The organism is Microvirga sp. GCM10011540 (assembly GCF_042650665.1).
In the GTDB taxonomy this organism is placed as follows: Bacteria; Pseudomonadota; Alphaproteobacteria; order Rhizobiales; family Beijerinckiaceae; genus Microvirga; species Microvirga lenta.
The window spans coordinates 18,371-39,402 of record NZ_JBHSBQ010000002.1 but is presented as its reverse complement, the minus strand read 5'-3'; the positions used below and the strand labels follow the sequence as shown (position 1 = coordinate 39,402).

The 21,032-nt window shown below is 57.3% G+C and carries 17 protein-coding genes and 4 pseudogenes; 8 read left to right on the top strand and 13 right to left on the bottom strand.

From position 1 onward, the window contains the following. Positions 1–2,769 precede the first annotated feature (2,769 nt). Entirely contained in the window at positions 2,770–4,218 is a 1,449-nt protein-coding gene (locus ACFOYU_RS00400; RefSeq protein ID WP_377032034.1) for an amidase, read from the top strand. 314 nt (positions 4,219–4,532) lie between these two features. Here ACFOYU_RS00400 and ACFOYU_RS00395 read toward each other — a convergent pair whose 3' ends face one another. The 7 genes and pseudogenes from ACFOYU_RS00395 to ACFOYU_RS00365 all read right to left on the bottom strand — a co-directional run bounded on the left by ACFOYU_RS00395 (position 4,533) and on the right by ACFOYU_RS00365 (position 11,421). Next, positions 4,533–6,053: a malonyl-CoA synthase gene (locus tag ACFOYU_RS00395; protein ID WP_377032033.1), complete on the bottom strand. Its 1,521-nt coding sequence runs from the start codon at positions 6,051–6,053 to the stop codon at positions 4,533–4,535. 274 nt (positions 6,054–6,327) lie between these two features. Beyond that, complete coding sequence (locus ACFOYU_RS00390) at positions 6,328–6,510, bottom strand: hypothetical protein (RefSeq protein ID WP_377032032.1); 183 nt, start codon at positions 6,508–6,510, stop codon at positions 6,328–6,330. Positions 6,511–7,112: 602 nt separating this feature from the next. Next, a complete protein-coding gene (locus ACFOYU_RS00385) occupies positions 7,113–8,327 on the bottom strand; it encodes an MFS transporter (protein WP_377032031.1) in 1,215 nt (404 codons plus the stop codon). Positions 8,328–8,647: 320 nt separating this feature from the next. Next, entirely contained in the window at positions 8,648–9,160 is a 513-nt protein-coding gene (locus tag ACFOYU_RS00380; RefSeq protein WP_377032030.1) for a TetR/AcrR family transcriptional regulator, read from the bottom strand. Between the two features lie 195 nt (positions 9,161–9,355). Further along, positions 9,356–9,682: pseudogene (locus ACFOYU_RS00375) on the bottom strand (ribonucleoside-diphosphate reductase subunit alpha); the annotation flags it as partial. A gap of 58 nt (positions 9,683–9,740) precedes the next feature. Then, positions 9,741–10,007, bottom strand: a pseudogene (locus tag ACFOYU_RS00370) (ATP cone domain-containing protein); the annotation flags it as partial. 190 nt (positions 10,008–10,197) lie between these two features. Next, on the bottom strand, positions 10,198–11,421 hold the full coding sequence (locus ACFOYU_RS00365) for an MFS transporter (protein WP_377032029.1): 1,224 nt from the start codon (positions 11,419–11,421) through the stop codon (positions 10,198–10,200). 135 nt (positions 11,422–11,556) lie between these two features. Here ACFOYU_RS00365 and ACFOYU_RS00360 point away from each other — a divergent pair, with 135 nt between their 5' ends. Beyond that, the gene (locus ACFOYU_RS00360) at positions 11,557–12,459 is read left to right on the top strand and encodes a LysR family transcriptional regulator (RefSeq protein ID WP_377032028.1); all 903 of its coding nucleotides are present in this window, start codon (positions 11,557–11,559) and stop codon (positions 12,457–12,459) included. Between the two features lie 358 nt (positions 12,460–12,817). On the opposite strand, the gene ACFOYU_RS00355 is transcribed toward ACFOYU_RS00360, so the two are convergent. Further along, positions 12,818–13,672, bottom strand: a complete 855-nt coding sequence (locus tag ACFOYU_RS00355) for a helix-turn-helix domain-containing protein (protein WP_377032027.1) — start codon at positions 13,670–13,672, stop codon at positions 12,818–12,820. A gap of 142 nt (positions 13,673–13,814) precedes the next feature. Between ACFOYU_RS00355 and ACFOYU_RS00350 the strand changes: the two genes are divergently transcribed. The 4 genes and pseudogenes from ACFOYU_RS00350 to ACFOYU_RS00335 all read left to right on the top strand — a co-directional run bounded on the left by ACFOYU_RS00350 (position 13,815) and on the right by ACFOYU_RS00335 (position 15,212). Then, the gene (locus ACFOYU_RS00350) at positions 13,815–14,192 is read left to right on the top strand and encodes a VOC family protein (RefSeq protein ID WP_377032026.1); all 378 of its coding nucleotides are present in this window, start codon (positions 13,815–13,817) and stop codon (positions 14,190–14,192) included. A 5-nt stretch (positions 14,193–14,197) separates the two neighbouring features. Next, positions 14,198–14,602, top strand: a complete 405-nt coding sequence (locus ACFOYU_RS00345) for an SRPBCC family protein (protein ID WP_377032025.1) — start codon at positions 14,198–14,200, stop codon at positions 14,600–14,602. A gap of 345 nt (positions 14,603–14,947) precedes the next feature. Next, positions 14,948–15,028, top strand: a pseudogene (locus ACFOYU_RS00340) (hypothetical protein); the annotation flags it as partial. Beyond that, the gene (locus tag ACFOYU_RS00335; RefSeq protein WP_377032024.1) at positions 14,991–15,212 is read left to right on the top strand and encodes an MGMT family protein; all 222 of its coding nucleotides are present in this window, start codon (positions 14,991–14,993) and stop codon (positions 15,210–15,212) included. The pseudogene ACFOYU_RS00340 and the gene ACFOYU_RS00335, both read left to right, overlap by 38 nt. Here the strand turns inward: ACFOYU_RS00335 and ACFOYU_RS00330 are convergent. From ACFOYU_RS00330 to ACFOYU_RS00320, 3 genes are all read right to left on the bottom strand, one after another. Next, positions 15,203–15,607 carry a GFA family protein gene (locus ACFOYU_RS00330; protein ID WP_377032023.1) on the bottom strand — a complete coding sequence of 135 codons (405 nt, stop codon included), beginning with the start codon at positions 15,605–15,607 and terminating at the stop codon, positions 15,203–15,205. The two genes, ACFOYU_RS00335 and ACFOYU_RS00330, sit on opposite strands and share 10 nt — an antisense overlap. Before the next feature lie 2 nt (positions 15,608–15,609). Beyond that, positions 15,610–16,131, bottom strand: coding sequence for a hypothetical protein (locus ACFOYU_RS00325; RefSeq protein ID WP_377032022.1), 522 nt, complete (start codon positions 16,129–16,131; stop codon positions 15,610–15,612). A 214-nt stretch (positions 16,132–16,345) separates the two neighbouring features. Continuing rightward, the gene (locus ACFOYU_RS00320; RefSeq protein ID WP_377032021.1) at positions 16,346–16,963 is read right to left on the bottom strand and encodes a GNAT family N-acetyltransferase; all 618 of its coding nucleotides are present in this window, start codon (positions 16,961–16,963) and stop codon (positions 16,346–16,348) included. A gap of 160 nt (positions 16,964–17,123) precedes the next feature. On the opposite strand from ACFOYU_RS00320, the gene ACFOYU_RS00315 reads away from it, so the two are divergent. Then, entirely contained in the window at positions 17,124–17,927 is an 804-nt protein-coding gene (locus tag ACFOYU_RS00315; protein ID WP_377032036.1) for a helix-turn-helix domain-containing protein, read from the top strand. A 16-nt stretch (positions 17,928–17,943) separates the two neighbouring features. Here the strand turns inward: ACFOYU_RS00315 and ACFOYU_RS00310 are convergent, their stop codons facing one another. Both ACFOYU_RS00310 and ACFOYU_RS00305 read right to left on the bottom strand, forming a co-directional pair. Beyond that, positions 17,944–18,744, bottom strand: a complete 801-nt coding sequence (locus ACFOYU_RS00310; RefSeq protein ID WP_377032020.1) for an endonuclease/exonuclease/phosphatase family protein — start codon at positions 18,742–18,744, stop codon at positions 17,944–17,946. A 173-nt stretch (positions 18,745–18,917) separates the two neighbouring features. Then, positions 18,918–19,706: an isocitrate lyase/phosphoenolpyruvate mutase family protein gene (locus tag ACFOYU_RS00305; protein ID WP_377032019.1), complete on the bottom strand. Its 789-nt coding sequence runs from the start codon at positions 19,704–19,706 to the stop codon at positions 18,918–18,920. A gap of 458 nt (positions 19,707–20,164) precedes the next feature. On the opposite strand from ACFOYU_RS00305, the pseudogene ACFOYU_RS00300 reads away from it, so the two are divergent. Then, positions 20,165–20,813 (top strand): annotated as a pseudogene (locus ACFOYU_RS00300) (transposase). Positions 20,814–21,032 lie beyond the last annotated feature (219 nt).

Here is a 21,032-nt window from a genome sequence, read left to right as displayed (position 1 = left end):
GCAGTTCGCACCAAGGAGGCGCTCTGGACGACCATCGGAGAACTGCTCGACAGCTTCCCGGCGGACGAATGCCAGAACTATCTCAGCAACTGCGGATACGAGTTCACCTAAATCGAATCCGCTCTAAGCAGTCCCCTGCCATACCGCGAGTCACTGCTATCGCACAGGTTCCGGGCGCAGCGTGGCATCAGGCCAATCGAATTTTCGCGGCGCTGGAGTCAGCGGATTTTGCTTATCTGGAGCCGTACCTCGAATTCATGGACCTGCCGCACGGCAAAGTTTTTGATTTGGGAGATACAATATAACACACTTTCTTCCCTCATAGCGCTCTTGCGTTACTCATCGATCGGATGGAGGACGGCACGTCCGCAGAGATGGCAGTATTTGGTCGCGAACTTCTGTTTGGACTTGTCAGTGCCTTCGTATCTCGTCAGTCATTTGGGCGCTACGTGGGGCAGGTATCCGGCACAGCCTCCCGGCTCAGTCTTGATCGAGTGCAGGAGGCAGTGGCATCGGGCTCTGGAGTTCAGCAACCGTTTCTACGGTTCACTGAGGCGCTGATGGCGTAGATTCTCCAGTCTGTCGCCTTCAATGCCGCTCACAGTGTCGAAGCCCGATGCTGCCGCTGGATTTGGAGCATGCATGACCGAGTCGACCAGAATGACTTGCCTCTGCTCATGAATTCTTGTCTGAGTGGCCGGGGGCCAACGATCTAACGTAGGCACCGTAGTGCATACATTACAGGAGGTAGGCCTCATTCATCAGCGTCGGGGGCTCATCTCTACTGTAAGCCGCGCCGGCCTCGAATACACGACGTGCCAGTGCTAAGGGATCATTCGGCGAAAGTACGAGCAGATTCTACTTCTGACCTGTCAACGGTAGAAACTGTGTTAACTGATTGTTAACCATGTTGGCGCAACCATGCTCTGGCTGGTGCAGGTTTGGGCCTCAGCAATCTCCCATAAAGCAGGCGAGGCGCGGATGTACCGCCTCGCTTCGCTTTGGGGATGCAGGCATGTAGCGCGTTAAGAGGCTAGTATCGACACTATAAGTCAGCATGATCCGATCGCAGCATGCGGAGTTCTATGTGTACTGAGCCAGGAGAGGTCTTTCCATGACTATTCTCGATCTCATCTCTGGTAACCAGGTCACGATCGAGATCTCGGGCAAGCCGCGCCGATTGGGCAGCGCGTGCCCGGCATTGACACCACGGTTCCACTCTCAAGAAGGCAGTGGGGCGCCCCATTGGAGGCCGACCGCCGTCCGATTGAATGCTGTAAGCGCCTGTTGAAGCTCCATGTTCCCGTATTGGCTTAGTGTTTCATCCGAGCGAGATGAAGGCCGCGAGTGTCTCGATAAACGCATTTGATAAGTACGTGCCGACAAGATTTGGTGGTCATTCCCCGCCACTGTTGAGTTTGTCCCAGATATAGATAGAAAGTCATCGGATGGTATGAAGTACATCGTAGCAATATTGGCAGCTAGCGCTGCTTTAATCGCCGTAGTCTATCTCCTGACTATTATTGGCATAGGCGCACATAGTCAGCTAGACCTTAACACCGTTCGTTCAGTTCCGGACCTAAGCTTGTGGAATGGTGTGTGGGGTTTCGTTGCGGCGGCTGCCGTCTTTTGGTTTGCCCTGGACTGGTATACAACGGCCGAGGCTACGAAGCGTCGCAAGAACCTCGCAGCTCGTGCGAGAGGGTAGGTCTGAATGACCTGGCCTGGATTTGGACCAGACGCACTGGGAGCCAACTGCAATCCTGTCCGCTTAAAGCGAAACACAGTTGTATGGTCCACGCCTATATCGCGATTGGAGTGCATGTGCTCGGGGGCGCGGTAGCTAATCGAGAACTAGAAATGCCAGTGCACCGCCTGCAGGATGATCTTCACCGTGAACTGCCGACACCTGGACGGGTTCTTGTTATCTCGCGTCACTACCGAGCCTCTCAACGCCTTAGGTCGTAGCTCAGGTAGAGAAAGGGTCCAGTCTTAAAACAGATCCCTGATCAGCTCTGAATCTCTGTGGCTTAGATGCCTGCCAACGGAGAAATAACAACAGAAAGTTAACTTAGAATAGGAGCGTATCTGGAAATCCCTCCCACTTGTTCTCATATGGGCCGGTTTACCACCGAAAGGGAATCCTTTGTTCGACAAGAAAGACAGCTACACTCCTACTGAAGCGAAACGGGCTTATGATCGCCTCGACCAACTTGTAGCCGAGAGGACCTTCAGCCCCCGGCAAGCAGGTGCTCATAGAAGGTACATCACGAGCCGCATCCGGGTCGTCTTGAAGCCTTCTTACAGTGCGCGAGCCGCACAACAGGCCAAGACCGAGATCGTAAAGCTTACTGAGGCTGGGGCACTCACCATTAAGTCTGCAGCCGCATACCGGGCGCACATTACGAAGCGCACCCAACTAGCTTAGTCTCGATACGGCAGGACGGTCTGCTAGCGGTTTTGTCGCAAATCTGGAGAGAGGGCGAGAGAATGGCCCGGTCTCGTTATGGACTCAGACAGCGAGCAGATCGAACTGCGCTGCGAGTGACGGCTGAGGATTTCGGGCCCTTTTCGCCTATCCTTTGCGCAACATCTGGATCACTTCTATCCCGCCCAGGATCACTCGGGCGGGAGCATCGGTCGAACCCGCTGCTCGATTTCATAGTGGTCTGATAGTAGCGGCCGAACCACACTGGTACAATACTGTCGCGCCTGAAGCAGTTGATGCAACAGACCCATTTGTGATCGAGGATCTCGGGTGACCAACGGATGAGTGAAATAACAAGTCTTTCGGCTGTCGAACTCTCGGCGGCAATCCACGCCCGGACCCTGTCCTGCCGGGAGGTGATGGTCGCCTATCTCGAACAGATTAGGCGCATCAATCCAGTGGTCAATGCTATCGTCAGTCTGCGAGACGAAGGCGAGTTGATTAACGAGGCTGGGCGATGTGACGAGCAACTCGCGGCGGGCCAGCCCGGCGGCTGGATGCACGGCTTTCCTATCGCCGTGAAGGACCTCAGCCCCGTCAAGGGCATCCGCTGTACCTTCGGCTCTCCGCTCTTCGCCGACTTCATTCCAGAGGAAGATGCCACTCATGTCGAGCGTATGAAGAAGGCCGGAGCCATCATCATCGGCAAGACCAATACGCCGGAAATGGGATTAGGCTCTCACACCTACAATCCGGTCTTTGGCCGGACGCGAAACCCCTACAACACCAGTAAAAGCGCGGGTGGGTCGAGTGGTGGCGCGGCCGCCGCACTTGCGGCGCGCCTCGTGCCGGTTGCCGATGGTAGCGACATGATGGGATCGCTCCGGAACCCGGCAGCATTCAACAACGTTGTGGGCTTTAGGCCGACCTACGGACGCGTACCGTCAGGCCCCTCGCCGGAGCTTTTCCTGCAGAACCTATCGACCACGGGACCGATGGGTCGCTCCGTTCAGGACGTCGCCAAACTTCTTGTCATCCAAGCCGGCTATGACATACGGGAGCCATCCTCATGGTCCGGGGTGGCGATCCCTCCGAGTCTAAATCAGGATAGTGACGCTCTCAATGCGCGGATTGGCTGGCTGGGTGATTTCGGCGGCTATTTGCCTTTCGAAAGCGGCATTCTCGATCTAAACAGAAAGGCGCTTTCGCTTTTCGAAGCTATGGGCTGCGCTGTCGAAAACGTGACGGTCGAGTTCGACATGAGCGATCTGTGGAAGGCGTGGCTGACATTGCGGCACTGGCTAGTAGCGGGAAAGATGCAGGCCCTTTATGCAGATCCAGCTAATCGCGACCGGATCAAGCCCGAATTGGCTTGGGAAATCGAAAGCGGTCTTTCGCTGACCGGCGGGGATGTCTATGCTGCCTCACTTGTGCGCAGCAATTGGTATCGCTACATGTGCCGGCTTTTCGAGTGCTATGATTATCTCATTCTCCCGTCGGCGCAGGTTTTTCCCTTCGACGTCGAGATCAACTGGCCGGCGGAAGTCGCCGGGCGAAAAATGGATACCTATCACCGCTGGATGGAGGTTGTCGTTGGCCCGAGCATGGCCGGGCTGCCGGTCGCGGCAATGCCGGCGGGTTTCGGGGAGAGTGGATTGCCGAATGGCTTTCAAATTGTTGGAAAGCCCCACGCTGACATGAGCGTGCTGCAGCTGGCTCACGCCTATGAGGAAAGGGCCGATTGGCTGACCGCATCTCCTGCGCTCCTGCGCAGCTCGGCCGCAGTGTGATGGAAGTCAACCGCACTGCCGACGGTCTCAGCGATGCCGTTAAAGGCTCTGTCATGTTCGGATGGCGCCTATTCGGCAATGCGCTTGATGATATTGGTTCTATTGCATCATTTTCGTTGAGCACGGTCGGCAGCGTACCAGCGCAGTTCGGCCGCTAGTACATGGTGTGACTTGACAGGCTAATGCAACACGGCCCCGACGCAGCCCAACTGCTGCCCACGGAGCCAAAGATAACTACTGCAGCACTCACGAATGGGTGAGGTGAAATAGGAAAGGTGGTTTGAGGCGCTGGCTGTTATACGCTTTGTGAAGTCCTATGGCGTCGTAACATAGAGATTTGCGAACTGCTCGCGCAGCACGTTCTTTTGTACCTTACCCATAGCGTTGCGCGGCAGGTCGTCGACGAAAAGAACGCGCTTTGGCAGCTTGAACTTTGCCAAGCGCCCATCGAGCACTGACAGGATCGTGTCCGCGTCGACAGTTGCCGACTTGGAGCGGACAACGACTGCCGTTACTCCCTCGCCAAAGTCATCATGTGGAATGCCAATCACTGCACTCTCGAACACTCCGGGAATGGCATCAATCTCGTCCTCGATCTCCTTCGGGTATACGTTAAAACCACCGGTGATCACCAGATCCTTGCTGCGCCCGAGAATATGCACGTAACCGCGCTCGTCGACCTTGCCGAGGTCGCCCGTGATGAAGTATCCATCTGGGCGAAACTCGGCCGCCGTCTTCTCCGGCATGCGCCAGTAGCCCTTGAACACGTTCGGCCCCTTCACCTCGATCATACCGATCTCATTTATCGGCAACAGCTCACCAGTGTCCGGGTTAGTGATGCGAGCCGACACGCCGGGCAGCGGCAGGCCGACGGCGCCTGGTACCCGGTCGCCATCATACGGATTGGAGGTGTTCATGTTGGTCTCGGTCATTCCGTAGCGCTCGAGGATGGCATGGCCGGTTCGGGCGCTCCACTCACGGTGGGTCTCAGCCAGCAAGGGCGCCGAACCTGACACGAACAGGCGCATTCTGGAGGTTAACTCCCTGGTGAGACCCGAATGCTGCAGCAGGCGCACGTAGAAGGTGGGCACCCCCATCAGGGCCGTTGCGCACGGCATCAGCCCGAGGATCTCCTCTGCGTCGAACTTTGGCAGGAAGATCATGGATGCGCCAGAGAACAGTGTGACGTTGGTGGCCACAAAGAGTCCGTGGGTGTGATAGATCGGCAAGGCGTGGATCAGCACATCGTCGGCCGTAAAACGCCAGAAATCTTTCAGAGTCAGGGCATTGGAGACGAGATTGTCGTGCGACAGCATCGCTCCCTTGGAGCGGCCGGTTGTCCCCGACGTGTAGAGGATCGCCGCCAAATCGTCGCCCGCCCTTTGCACCGTCTCGAATGCATCAGGAGCAGTGGCTGCGGCGTCCATTAAAGTGCCCTGCCCTGCGGCATCGAGTGTTTCAACCGCCGCGCTTGCTCTTGCGGAGAGTTGTTCAATTCCTTCCCGCTTGCGTGGATCGCATGCGATCAAGCAAGGCTCCGCATCGCCGATGAAGTATTCGAGCTCCGCTAGCGTGTAGGCGGTGTTAAGGGGTAGATAGACTGCGCCAGCTTGGACTGTTGCAAGATACAGAACCAACGCTGGCACCGATTTCTCGACTTGAACCGCAACCCGGTCACCCGGCTTGACCCCGCGAGCCGTCAGCACATTGGCCAGCCGTCCGGACATGGCGATCAGGTCGCCGTAGCTGAGCGTTCCACCAGCCGGCGTCGAGATGACGGTCCTTGTTGGATCAGAAATGGATCGTTCAAATCGTTCAAACAGGCTCGCATTCATGGCACTAGCTCCAGAACGAGGATTACGGACGGATCCGGCAAAGGATCAAACACTCACAAAGGGAGGATCAAGCATTCCTTACGGGCGGAGCATGCTGGCTTGTACCCCGTTGATCAGCTTGCCGGTGAAGTATGATCTAACACATGATGCTCCGCTATCGGGCTTCCGCAGCCTGGCCCATGTGGAGCTGTACCAACCAAGATCTGCCGGTGGGGAGGGGGCCGGCTGGCGGTCTCGTGTAGGACCTCAAGGACCAAGCACATCCGTTCCACCTTTACGCGTTGCCTTGGGACCTCATATCCTCTAGGCTACTCTCGTTGACCGGTTCCAAGAGCGCCCGGAGCATCTCAATCATCTCGGCGGCCTCTATAAAGAGCGCTTGGGCCTCGGCCGGCGGAATGCCTTCATCATACTCCGATGCCACCCAAAGGCGCTCAACTAGATCAGGACCACGCATAGGCCTCTCCATCTGTGAAGTGTTCCGAAGTTGCTCCTCGTGAGGTTCAACAAATAGTAGAATCAACTATGCATCCTCAGATGAAAGTGCCTCCGATTGCCGGTAATCATCTCGGACATGTCATCGATCCTGCTGACTATGTTGTTGGCCACGAGCTTGTCGGGCGTGCCATGTGGGGTCCGAGATTAGCATAGCGTCCGCCTTTCCTCACCAAGCTTCTTCAGGATCTCCGGGCCTTGGATCTGGCGGAGGGCCTCGACCGGGAGCTGCTTGGTAGAACGTGGACTCATGCAGTGCCCTCCAGAACGCAAACTATCGCGAATTTTTCAGAAAGGAGAGCCAAGCCTAAGGGCTAATCGTGAGGACCACGGTCTTAAGACTTTCGGCTGATGCAATCTAACATTACGCTGATCCTCGCTAAGTCTGAGTCGGAGAGGACGGAGAGATGAGCGATCAAGAGTCCGATGCCAAAGGTAACGGCTCTCCTCCCAAGCCAGAGGACACCGAGGGGAGGCTCATACTTGACCACATTCGTGCAATTCTTGCGATGCTGAGATCTCGCATTCTGAACCGCCGTCGTATTGGTATCAGGTGTGGCTGGTCTATGTGCGAGCTTCTACGCGGGAGGTCCTCCGGCGTGTGATCTCTGAGAGAGCAAGTGCCAGCAGGGCTAGCCCGGCCGCGATTAAGCTGACGTGTTGAGCGCCGAGCCACGCGACCCCCGCTCCTCCGACAAATCCAGCCAGGGCGATCGCGAGATAGAGAATGGCCTGATTGAGGGAGATGAGGAGTGCGGCTGATTCCGGCTTCAGCGAAATCAAACGGTGTTGCTGCGGTGTAGTAATAGCAAATGCCGCGGCGCCGTAGAATGCAGTCATCGCGAGTGCGGTGCGCAGTTCTGCAGTCGACAGTGGCATGAGCAGCATGCTGACAGTTAGCCAGACAAGGGCGATGGCGACAACCTTAGGCCCTCCCATGCGGTCAGCAAGAATGCCAGCTCCAAAATTACCGATGGTCCCAATGATGCCAAGCAGCAAAATGAGAGCAGCCAAATTGGCATTGTTAGCCGATGTTGCCGGTTCAAAGATGATTCCAATGTAGGTATACGGGATGTAGACGGCCGTGAACGCCAACAACGTCACAGACAAGACGGCGATAATCTGCGGCTCCTTCAGCAAACGCAACTGCTGGCCTAATGCACTTGGCCTAGCAACCTGAACCCGTGAGGGAATCAGAAGGAGGATGCCGATCGCGCCGACTACGGCGAGGACTGTGGTCAGCCACATTGTGGTGCGCCAGTCGAAAATCCCTCCTAGCGCCGTGCCGAGTGGTGCACCAAGCGCGGCCGCCGCAGTAAAGCCGCTCACGACCGCAGCGATTGCACGACCTCGATGCGCGGGAGATACGAGTGCGGCCGCCGTGACTGTCGCATTCGGTACAAACAATCCTACGCCAAGCGCGGCCACCATCTGCCCGAGGAGCACCTGGCTGTAGCTTGGTGCCACCGCCGTCCACGCGCTTCCTATGAGGTACACAAGTGCGGCGATTAGGAGTACCGTACGACGGTGCCAGACCCCTGTTGTTGAGGTAAGAACGGGCCCGGCAATTGCGCAGGTTAGAGCAAAGGTCGTGATCACTTGGCCTGCCACCGATGGCGAGATGTCGAAGGACCGGCTGAGGAGAGGTAGGAGTCCTGCTAGAACAAACTCTCCTGTCCCGACGACAAATACGCCAAATGCGAGAACTGAAACAGCGAGCCAATGCCCCTTTGTCGCCGCCCGATCTGTATAGGCGCCTTCCGAGGTCATACTAACCATGTTTGATTCTCCATCGACATTCAGATTGAATTTTGCGGAAAGAGGTAAAGTGCCGTTGGGTGTTAAGCCTGCAGAGGTTGCAGCGCTTGAAGCGAACTTTGAGCGGGATGAAGAGCGCTTTCTCCGCGCGACAGATATGAGGTCTGACGCCGGCGAGAGGCGGCCCAGCCCAATGCATGCCGGGGGTAGGATTGTGCAGAAGCTGTTTGCAAAGGTCTGCTCGGCTATGCCCTGTTTGCGTGCAGCCGATCTCTAGAAGTCTGCAGAGCTAGATTGAACTGATGACTATCCCCCATAAGGGCCGCGACGTTCGCAGCGGCCTAGTGCGAAGTCAGCTCGAAAGCAACTTGATGAACATCAATGTCGCGGTGAATTTGGCCAGCTGACTTAGCTTGCTCAAGGAGGTCAAGAAAACGTGCGTGGGCGTCGGCACGGTGTTGGTCCACACGCTTCCGAATGGTGCCGACACGTGTCCGATACTCGTTGCTTAATGCATGAATGAGGCACCCACCAGGGAGAGTTCTGTTCTCAACGAAAGCGTACCAGCCTTCCACCTGTGCAACGAGTTGCTCCCATGGTGTTGGTTTGGCCATCGCTGGATCGACCACCTCCCGGAAATAAATGGCTATGCCGTACTCATTCGTAGCGAGTTGCAGGGCTTCTTTGTCGCCGAACAGGACTTGAATATTGCTCCGCGCGATGCCTGCATCGGCGGCAAGATGGCCGAACGTCAGATACTCCAGTCCATCGCGTGATGCAATTTGTGTTGCATAGTACAGGATTCCCGCTCTGACGCGATCGCCGCGAAGCTTTCGTTTATCGACTGCGCTCATCGCCCGTCTCCTGGATGACTTAGTCTGCTATTTATAAATACATACATATGTACGTACGCTCGTCAGTGCAGAAGGTAACCTTAGATCGGGTTCCGATTGGACCTACCACTACAGTCGCACCTTTCTTTCGCGATGTGAGGTTTGCGCCGTGACCTGATGCGTGCGTCGGCAGGCGGACCATGCGATCACAAGGGCACGCTCGGCAGCGAGATCGGACGAGGCCGAGATCGCGTAATAGCTGATCGCCTCCATGCTGGTATCGGCGAAGCGCACCGCCTCGTCGGACGCGATGGCGATGCGCAGATGCTGGAGCGCATTCTGAAAGCCCATGAGGCCCAGGCCCACCGGCCGGTGGCGCAGGTTGGAGCGGCGCGCCTCGGGGATCGTGTAGAAGTTGATGTCGATCACGTTGTCGAGCATCCGCACCGCGGTGCGGACCGTGCGCTCCAGCCGCGGCAGGTCGAGGCCGTTCTCGCCGAGATGATTGGCGAGGTTGACGGAGCCGAGATTGCACACGGCCACGCATGAGGGCCAGTTCCACCTGGTCCTGGACCTCCTCGATGTGGAAGGCGCGACCGTGATCGACCCGGCGGACGAGGGCGTCGACGATCTGCCGGGTCAGCCCCTCCACGATCTCGTGGATGCGCCGGGACGCGGCGGCGGAACTGCCTTCGACGGCCAGGAACGCCTTGGTCAGGGCGACGGCGATCTTGGACGGATCGAACGGCGTCACGGCGCCGTTGCGGCGGATGACCCGGTAGCCGGGCTCCGTTCGCCATGAGGACTCCGTAGATGTTGTTGGACGGGTCGTCGGAGGAGAAGAAGCAAGGGAGATGTCAGTGGACATTCGATAAATCCAACAGGTGATACCATAGGGCAAGGAGTGCGTCTGACATTAGTGCAGAAGCTTATCGTACAAAGTAAGCTATCAGAGGACTGCCCAAAGACTTGACTGTCAGCCTTGGGCAGTTCTCTCGGCTTGTAGGGTAGCCTAAGCTCCACCGGACCTGATGATGGTATATCAATGAACCTTACGGTCAGCTGGGACGGTGCCCAAAAGCCTGGCGTGACCCTGCCGCAACTATCGCCGACAGAAGGAACAGACCGGCACCGATAATATTGACCGACATGAGACCAATGTTATCGACTGCGGCGCCTCCGACGAAAGCGCCAAGCGCAATGGAGAAATTGAACACGCAGACCCAGAGCGATGTTGCCGCCTCCGCTGCTTCAGGTGCCGCACGAAGCATCCATGTCTGGAGGCTGACAGACACGCCTCCGTAAACGAAGCCCCAAGCTAGTACGAACAGGACACCTGCGATCTCGTGGCGAGCGACCGCAGCTATACCAGTCATCAGGGTTGCGAGCGCAAGACTGATAATCAGCATGGTCGTAGCAACGTTGCGGGAGGCTCCCATGCCGATGATAAAGTTGCCTAATACACCAGCAATGCCATAGCCGAGCAGAAGAGGGCCTATGAACATGCTACCGATTCCCATTAGGGATTGAGCAGTGGGACTAATATAGGTGTAGGTAGCAAACTGTGCGGTGACCAGAAGTAGTGTGACGAGGAGCCCAGAGGCGACGGCTCGGCTCTTGAGCTGAGTGGCAAGTACAGTCACTCCGATGGCGCGCTCTGGCCGAAGCCGCGGAATGGCGACCAGCATCCCGGCAATGACCAGAGCGCTTCCCACAGCCAAAGCGATGAACGCGCTTCGCCATCCCGCATACTCGCCAATCAGGGTACCGATCGGAATACCGAGAACAGAGGCAGCTGCAACTCCACCGAAGATGAGGGACGTCGCCCGAGGTACGGATGCCGCCGGCACAAGGCGAGGCGCAAGTCCGCCCGCAATTGCCCAGAAGCCGCCAATGCTCAAGCCAACGAGGAAGCGGGACGCAAGTAGCGTCATGTAACTGGGGGCGAAGGCTGAAAGAACACTGGCGCCAGCCATAAGCGCCATCAAGCCAAGGAGAGCTATCCGCCGGTCGAGGGCGCCGATCGCCAAGGGAACCAGGGGTGCCGCCACAGCTGCGATGAAGCCTGGTAAAGTTACCATTAGGCCGGCCTGCCCCTCGGACACCCCGAGATCTCCGCTCACGCTCGTCAGAAGGCCAATCGGCAGTTGCTCGGCCGTCACCACGACGAAGACCCCCAGGGCAATGGAGGCCACTCCGAGCCAAGCACGTGCTGTGGCCGTCTCCTCATGCAGCCCACTGGCAGCCGTGGCTGCCCCTATTTCATAGGCATCTCTCTGCATTGCTTATCCACCAGAACAGTAACGACCTCGGCAATGAGGCCTCAGCCATGTAGCGATAGACCTTCACGATCAGGGCAGGGAGAGCTTGAAAACGCATCCTGCCCATACGATTCTGTATGGACTTGGGAGACTCGGATGGATTGGGACGACCTCAAGATTGTGCTAGCCATAGCGCGGCACGGATCGATCACTGCAGCCGCCAAGGCACTCGGAACCACCCAGCCGACGGTGAGCCGACGGCTCGATGCTTTCGAGAAACGGCTTAAAGTAAAGCTCTTCGAACGTAACAGCGTGGGGCTGGCACTAACCAACCTCGGATCTGCTCTCCTGGACGACCTCTCCAGAATGGAAGAGAATGCACTCGCCATCGAACGTCGTGTTGCATCTCACGACGCGAGTCTCGAAGGTGCGATCGTGATAACAAGCCTTGACTGGCTTGGAGACTACCTCATCTCACCAGTGGCTGCGCAGTTTGCGGTGCGCCACCCTTTGGTTGACGTTGAACTCCTCAACGATACACGTCCTTACAGCCTATCGCGTCGTGAGGCCGACATTGCGTTCCGCTTCGGTTCATTTGAACAGGAAAACCTCATCCTTCGGAAGGTGGCGGAAGCGACCTACGGGCTGTACGCATCACAGGCCTACATTGCCCAATTTGGGCTGCCAGGGTTCGAATTCGGATGCAAAGGCCACACTGTTGCCAGCCTGTATAATCACGCGAGCCACGTAAGTTACACGAGTTGGCTGAAAAGGCTCGCTCCCAATGCAAGAGTCGCTTTGCGTAGCAATGGACTCAGCTCACACTTGTCCATAGCCGAGAACGGAATTGCTATGGTGGTGTTGCCGAGGTTTATTGGAGACCAAAGGCGTACCCTCCAGCACATTGCAGTGCCATTGCCGGAGCCGCAGCAAGCAATTTACCTGGGAGTGCACCCGGACATGCGTGATGCTCCTCGCATCAGGGCGTTCATTGATTTTGCTGTTGGTGAGTTCAGAGCGTTGATTGATGTGCTGAATCCATCAGACGGAGGCGGCTAAGGCGCTCCTAGGGTTGGTGTCCACTGCGGTACCATTTTGAGAGTTCAGAGGCATCCGAAGGATCCCGCACTTCGCGGCAGCTGACCCGCTGAACGGGCCTCCGCGCGATTGGAAGGTCCAGCAATACTCTATCGAACGCTGCTTTCCGTTCATGGGCTCTGCTGGCGGTCACCCTTCCGTATGTAGAAGTGGATTGCTTTGAGGCGGGTATTGATCTGCTGGAGAAGCCAGATGATCACCACAAGTCCGAATATAACAATGATTGTGTCGGCAGACATGGACTTCCTCTACATGAAGGAACGGGCGAATAGGAGAGTTTGCACTCCTCGCCTTTCATGGACCGAGTCGCTGCGGTGCTCTACGCTTTGGTATCCCCTGCCCTGAACGCCGATGGGCTCACGCGGTAAATCGCGCGAAACCGCTCGTTGAAGGTGGAGAGATCCCCAAACCCTGCCTCAAAGGCAACGTCTGCTATATTCGCTGGCGACGTTGTCAGTGCAACAGCGGCGCGGTGCATCCTGACCGATAACAGGTACTGATAAGGTGTACTTCCCGTCAAGCGCCGGAAGGTCCTCAGGAAATGGTACTTGCTCATATGCGCGGCGTCAGCCAGTTCGCCCAGGTCAAGAGGATCCCTATAGTGCTCCTCAATATACCGTATCGAGGCAGAGATACGGCGCTCGTCACGGGCCGCAATCTCTCTATGGGTTGGAGGTTGATCGGCAACTGTGGAGAGGACTGACTCTGCTAATGTGATGGCGATGTCCTCTGGCGACCGGAGAGACACTCCGTGGTTGAATGCTTCGAGGCCGGCCACGTGTCGAGCAAAACTTTGCCTTTGTGGTAGCATCCCGCTGGGGAACCTGACGCGGCTGTTTCCGGCCACGCTGGCTGCGATTTCGCCAAAGAAGTCGGGCCTATAGCTGATCGAGATGCACCTGTCGCCGCGGCTGTGCTCATGACCACACTCAAAGCATCGACCATGGTTGCCGAGCAGCAGTGCCCCAGGGTGAAGGAGATCCTGTCCATTCTCCGACCGGTAGGTGAAGACCCCCTCCAGGACTGCCGCAATCGTAAACCCGTCGTGCTGCTCCTCTAAGGGGCGATCATCGGGGCCTGCATTGCACGTGAACTCACAAATCTGCCAGTCGGTATTCCCGGCAAGCTGCCGAACGCTGAGTCTATCCGTCAAGTGAGCAACAGGATCAGCCATTGGAAAACGCTCCTGGACTGGAAGGGATACAAAAGCAATTTTCCCCAAGTCGCTGGCCTGATGCATTGCTAGGACCTTGAGCTCGGCCGAGGCCGCTCCGACGATCGTCGTGCGGGCGCAAGCCGGTAAAGAGGAAAAAAGAATGATCGATCATCTATCTATCGGTGTTCGGGACGTAGCCAGATCCAAGGCCTTCTATGATGCCGTGCTGGCACCGCTCGGGTACACGTGCCTGAGCGAGAGCGATGGCTCCCTCGGCTACGGCAAGGATGCCGTGGTCTTGTGGGTGAATCACAGCACCAGCCCTGTTCCCGCAGACCCGCACTCTGGCCTGCATATCTGCTTTGTGGCGCCGACCCGTGAGAGTGTCTCGCAGTTCCATAACGCCGCCCTCGCCGCAAATGGGCGAGACAACGGTGCTCCGGGCCTGCGTGAGGACTATGGCCCCAGCTACTATGCTGCATTCGTTGTTGATCCTGATGGATACCGGATTGAAGCGCATTGCGGCAAAGAGGCTTGATAAACATGGCCTCTGAAACCGTACAAATCGCGACCAAGGCAAGCCCGGACTTCGTCTGGGATGCCATTCGGGACATTGGAGCACTCCATACGAGACTGGTTCCCGGTTTCGTTGTCCAGACAGAGCTCGAGCCGGGTGCCCGGATTGTGACTTTTGGGAATGGCATGATAGTGCGCGAGCCGATCATTGCCTTGGACGAAGACCGTCGCCGGCTGGTCTGGTCTGCGGAGGGAGCTGGCCTGAGTCACTACAACGCCTCGGTCCAGGTCTTCGCGACGCAAGGGGGCAGTCAAGTCGTCTGGATTGCCGATTTTCTGCCGGACAGTGCAAGCGAGCAGGTTAAATGCATGATGCAGGAGGGCATCTCGGCCCTGAAAACCACAATGGATAAAGCAGCGGAGACTTCTTGAAGTCACTGGCCGTGAAGGATTGTGGACCTGGTGGTGTCGCAAATTTGCTATCAGCTGTTCGATACAGAGATCGCGGTTTGCGGCGTCGCTTGGATGAGAAGCGGCTTGCACTGTGTGCAGCTGCCGGAAGCTAGCCCCAGCTCTACGGAGGGGCGCCTGCGCAAACGTGGGGCGCTTCCCAACACTTGCGATCCGCCGGTTCCGGTAATTGCTTGTGTTCATAAGCTGCAAAGGTACTTCATGAGCCATGCCACAGATTTCGAAGACATGGCTTTGGACTTTAGTGCTGTCAGCCGGTTCGATGCCCACATTTATCAGCTCCTTCGGTAGACGAAGTACGGCCAGACGAGTACCTACGGCAGCTTGGCGAAGCGGGCCGGACACGCCCATGCGGCGCGAGCTGTGGGGTTCACAATGGCCGGCAACCCATGGCACCGTTGTGGTGCCCTGCCATCGGGTTCTTGCTGCCTCCGGCAAACAGGGAGGGTTCTCGGCGTATGGAGGTGTGGCCCTCAAACGGGAACTCCTTCGCATGGAGTGTGCTATGCCGAATGGCCTCGAGCCGGCTCTTCCGGGACTATTCGACGATGCTATCAGACATCACAGATGACAGGTGATCATAGGCTTATTCCACCAGGCGTTGTCACGCCCGTTGGCGAAGTTGACAGGAACGGTGGCTAGCTCCTCGTCGGCAACATCGTCAAGGCAATTCACGCGCACCGAGACAAACTCGCCGCCAATGTCCTCCACGTAGCCAGTGCTGAATGAATGCACGCCACAGCGCTTGCAGAACTTGTACTTGCCCGCGCCGGTACCGAAAGAATACTCCGTCATCTCCTCAGGTTTGCTCAGCAGACGAAAGGCCTCGGGTTTGATGATAGCGCTCCAGTTGCGGGACTTCCTGCAGATCGAGCAGTTACAGCGTCCCGTTCCATTAGCGAGATCAATGTCGGCCTCGTACGCGACGGCACCGCAATGGCAGCTACCCTTATAAGTTTTCAGCACTGTCAATTCCTCTGATCGCGGTGGGCCTGGAAGTCTTGGGTCAGGAGCCAGCCTGTGGCCGTCTCGCGCTGATTGCGCCAAGTAAAGCTGGTGTCGGCGACGTCGGTGAAGATCCACCTCATACGTCTTTCGCCCTCCAAATTGGTTTCGAGTACAATCTCATTGCCGACCTGATGGGCAAGAAAGACATGAACGGCTTTTTGGGTGGGGCCGATCCAAGTAGAACGCCAGACCCCGAGAACAGGATCAAAGAACCTTAAGCTGGTGCCGTATTCATATGGATCCTGATGATCAGGACGTTCATGGCGAGGCGGCACGATCCAGATGTCCTGGACAGCGCGTCCTTCCAATACCCATGAGAAGTGCCATTCGCCATTCTCCCGCCGTATGATGGTGCCGTCCTCCGCATACCAGGTCACGACGAGATCCCAGCTCCCGATGAAGGGAGCGAAGATCCGCTGCTCTGGCGGCAGATCTGGATGTGGTTCCAGGCTCACCAATGCGGAGAGGAAGACGTCGTTCATAGGGCCTCGTGTTCCTAGTTCAGGTGCTTCGACAGTTCCTAGCCCGCTCCGGATTGAGCGGCTTGGGGAAAAAGGTTCACTTCGTCCTCCACGCTGACGAGGGGGCGTGCAGTCCGGTTCGAGCGCGAGCATCTTTGCCCCTGCGGATGGCTTTTGGTCTGTAGTGACCGCCAGTGTGGCAGTTCCCTTCCGAGGCTCACACCGCTCATCGCCACTAATCGAAGTTGCGACCCATCCGCCAATCATTATAGCTCAGCACGAACTCGTACTCGTCGCTGGCCTCACCCTTAAAGTGATCAGCGTTCCTGATGAAGCGCACAGGCTTTAGCCCTAGTGTCTCGATCATCCCTATTGATCGATAGTTGCGTGTATCGACCAAAGCTCGCACAGCTTGCAGATCATACGTCGTAAAAATATGATCAATCATTGCGCGAGTTGCGGTTCGCCCATAACCGACTCCCCATACGTCTCTTGAGATGATGTATGCGATGTCGGCGTCGATGCCTCGGCGCACTGTCGCTTGCATTATCCCCACCGGGCGCCAATCCGCTGTAGTGAATACAGCCCAGTTAAGCCACAGCTCCCTTCCATCGGGACTGGTTCCCTTTTCAAGAAGAGAGTACCGCTGCTCAAGCTCTTCGATCGTCTCGGGCGGTCTGTCTGGTATGAAATCGTATAGTCGAGGATCGCTCAGAATTGTATAAAGCTGGCTGGCATGGCTTCTCCTTAGTGGAACGAGTGCAAGAGACTCGGCTTTGATGGTCGTCATTTCGGAAATCTGTTCTGGCTCCAGTCCTCGGCACATCAATCCTGCGAGAAAGACCTCGTCCATGGACCTCGTTCTCTTGGCAGGCGTGGTTCAGTGACCCTTATCGGTTCCGGATTGAACGACTTGGGGAAAACGGCTAGTTTTGCCCTCCATGCCGACCAGCGACCTGCCACAATCTGGTGCGACCGCGCGCCTTCTCGTCCAAGGAGAGGGCTGGCGCGTGATGGAAGTTGTTTGTTCCTCCGGACCGTTGGATCGCCCTTTTGAGGAGATGCACGGGTGGACCTCCGTGTCTGCTGTCTTAGAGGGGACGTTCACCTACCGCTCGAGCCGAGGCCGGGCATTGATGGTGCCGGGATCGCTCCTTCTGGGCAATGGCGGGAGCTGTTACGAATGCGGACATGAGCACGGGATCGGCGATCGCTGCGTGTCTTTACAGTACTCTCCGGAACTGGTCGAAGAAACCGTGGGGGAGTTGAAGGGGCTGAGACGGGAAACGTTCCATCACGTTCGCATCCCCCCGCTCGAACGCCTTCTGCCGCTTCTTGGCCGCATCCACCTGGATACCACTGCCCCCGACGCACTACGTGCCGAAGAAACCGCGCTTGAGCTTCTCGCGGTCGCCTTTGCGCTTGATCACGATGTCACAAGGAGCGTGTTCCGGACAGGTGAGGAAAGGTGTGTGGCGCAAGCCATCGGGATCATCAATGCTCGTTTTGCCGAACGTTTATCGATTGCTTACCTCGCCCAGGCTGTTGGCATGCGGCGGCGCCAGTTCGCGGCTAGCTTCAAACGCGTAGCGGGTGTAACACCCTACAACTATATCCTAAATCGCCGCCTGGATGCGGCGGCGGATTACCTGCGCACGGGGAGCGACACTGTTCTGAACATTGCTCTCGATACCGGGTTTGGCGACCTCTCGGAGTTCACGCGACGCTTCCGGGCACGGTTCGGCTCGCCGCCAGCAGCGTTTCGCGCGCACCATAGCTTGGCGAGGCGGGGCCATCACGCAGCCCCAGAAACCTGAATGAAATGGACAAGGATCAGATTTCTATGATCAATGGACAGTGATCCGATACCTCAGGTTGGGTTACCACCGTGAAGTCCAGTACTACCACGGCCTTGTTTACGAGCATGTAGTCAGCAAACCGCTCCGGCTTCTTGTAGTGAGACGTGCGGGTGCCTTGAAAGCCACGTGTTGTCACAAGATCCGTCAGCCCGAGATCGGCGAGGACTCTGAAAGTTTCGCTGTCAGGCTCGATATTGAAGTCACCGCACACCACTAACGGATCGCCCGGCGCAGCGACCCTGGACGTGAGGTCCGCAAGCCGATGCGCTTGAGCGAGTCGCTCAGGTGTATCCTGCTTTCCGTTCAGATCACGCAGCCCGTGCATATGAACAATACTTATGGATCCATCTCGGGTATAGTCATAGACTTTGATCCCATGCGCGTTTCGCGATCTGGGATGATCCCCATATCCGTGTGGCGAAAAGGACTTGTGTACGAAATCCTGCGCTTGTGCGGTAATCGGCAATGACTCCCGGATGAAGGTGGCAAGTCCCCACTGTGACGGCACCGTCTCGTCGTCGTCCCACAGGATGCCTTGGGCGGCGGGACAGAAGATGGCGACATGTCCAGGGAGTGCTTCCGCGACCTCCCGAAACAGATTAGCCCGTTGAGGCAAGATGTGATTGCCGTCCCGATATGTCAGCCAACCCTTCGTTGTCGTCGGACTATGGACCACCTCCTGAAGGCAAAGCACATCAGGCGACGCTGTTCGAATGTATTGAACCAATTCGTCGTGCAGCCTGCCGCCCCAGGAATTGAGACACATGATCTTCAAAACGGGCTCCTTAATCTTAAGATCCGCGCTTTTTCTCAGAAGACATGGCCGCGCTTGGGTCGCTATGAAACGGCCTCGCTTGGTGATGAGCCGCGCATATACCCAGCCTCTGCTCTGTCCTTCCAGCAATTCTGATCCATCTTGTGATTGACAGGGGCGCGGATCAAAGTCTGTCACTGCCTGGAGACTGTTCCGATTTTCTGAAACGCTGCTCTTGCCGCATTCTCCAGCGCGCGCATGGCCAAAAGATACGGCCCTGGCCCATGACTGATCCGTGCTACACCCAACTCCGCGAGCTTCTCGGTCGGAGGAGTCCTTTCCCCTACCATGATGTTCACTGGGAGGGGTGAGCCTTCCACGAGGCGGCCGATGAGTCTCTCGTCGACTAAGCCCGGGACGAATAGACCATCAGCGCCTTCTTGGGCATAGATCCGGCCGCGCTCGAGTGCCGCCTCAACCATACTCTCGTCGTGTTGCTCCGGCCCGGACTGGAAGAAGACGTCAGTGCGGGCGTTCAGGAATGCCGGGATGCCGAAGGCATCGGCCTCGGCTCTGGCGGCATTGAGACGGGCCGCTTGGTCAGCCGTTTCGCGTAGCGATCCATTTTCCGGGAAGCTGTCTTCGATGTTGCAACCGATGGCTCCAGCCTGCAAGGCGCGCGCAACTGTCTTCCCAACCGCCGAGGGATCTGCTCCGTACCCGCTCTCGAGGTCAACTGTTACCGGAAGGTCAACTGTTTCGGCGATCCTTTGCAGGTTCGCGAGACAAAGGTCGAGGGGCATCTGCTCGCCATCCGTAAAGCCGTACGCCGCTGCGACTGACCAGCTCCCGGTTCCGAGCGCCTGGGCGCCCCCTGCGGCCACCGACCTGGCGGAGCCGACGTCCCAGACATTGAACAGAACGAGCGGACGGCCAGGGATATGGAGCGAGCGGAAGGCTTTGGCTTGAATGGACTGATCCAATGGGTTTTCCTCACTTGTTGAGAACGGTAGGTGCGGCCGTACTCGTTCTCAGTCGATTGTTTCGTGCGCTTCCCTCACGCAAGAGGTACGGGGTCGATCAGGGAAGAGCAGCATTCCAAATGCTTTTGGGCTTACGAGCTGATCAGGTGCCTTACCGCTTCGGCGAGACCTCGACTTGGGAGAAATTGCTCTTGTTGCTGTTCCCGATCGGCTCGCCAGCCTGACGAGCTGGCAGGAATTCTGCCGTCATTACGCAAACATGCCAAGCGCCACTGCGTCGGCGGCGGCCAAGGTAGGCTCGTGGAGCGTCTGAGCCGCTTTGTTGCGTTAACGTAATTCCATTAACCGGTCGTCCTTTCCGGGAGTGATGGAGACTTGATCACAGGAGCTCTCTGTCCGAGCGAGCGCAGGATACTGTCAAGTTGGCAGGAACCGGCGCCTGTGGCACGGTCTTGGGCATGTGCACGACGTCCAATCTCTACCGCGGCTTCCGTTTCCCGGCCGAAATCATCAACCAGGCGCTTTGGCCTACCGCTGCTTTAGCCTGAGCTTACGGGAAGTCGAACTGATCCTCGCCGCACGAGGCATCGTGGTCAGCTATGAGACCAATCGCGCCTGGAGCCTGCGCTTTGGACGCACCTCCGCCAAGACCCTCAAGCGGCGCCGGCCGAGACCCGGTGACAAATGGTTCCTCGACGAGGTGTTCGTCCGCATCCGGGGCAAACTACACTATCTCTGGCGAGCTGTTGATCAGCACGGCAATGTACTCGATGTTCTGGTGCAGTGCCCTATGTGCCCAGAGTGATCGTGACTGATAAACTTGGATCCTGTGACGCTGCCAAACGCGAGATCCTTCCGAGCGTCGAGCATCGGCAGAGCCGATACCTGAATAACCGCTGTGAGGTGTCACACCAACCCACCCCACGACGGGAGCGCCACATGAGGCGGTTCAAGTCAGTCCGGCACGCCCAACAACTTCTTGCCATTCACAGCCCAATCCACAATCAGTTCCAGCTCCGCTGTCATCGCCTCTCAGACAGCAAGTATCGCGCTGCCCGGGATCATGCCTTTCCTATCTGGCACGAGGTTGCTGGGCTGACCTCGTAGGCTGATGTAGACCAGCATGATGGCTGCGCCAGCAACAGCTTTGTCTACTCGGCAATCAAGTTGGCAGTACCCGAGCCGCGCCCGTCGGCATAGAACAGGTGATAGGCGCTGACATCGTCCTGGTTGACTGTCTTCTTCACCAGGCACAGGCTGAGCGTCCGGGTGTAGAAGGCGTGATTGGCCGGGGCATTGCCGGTGAGTTGCTGATCGTTGTCCTTA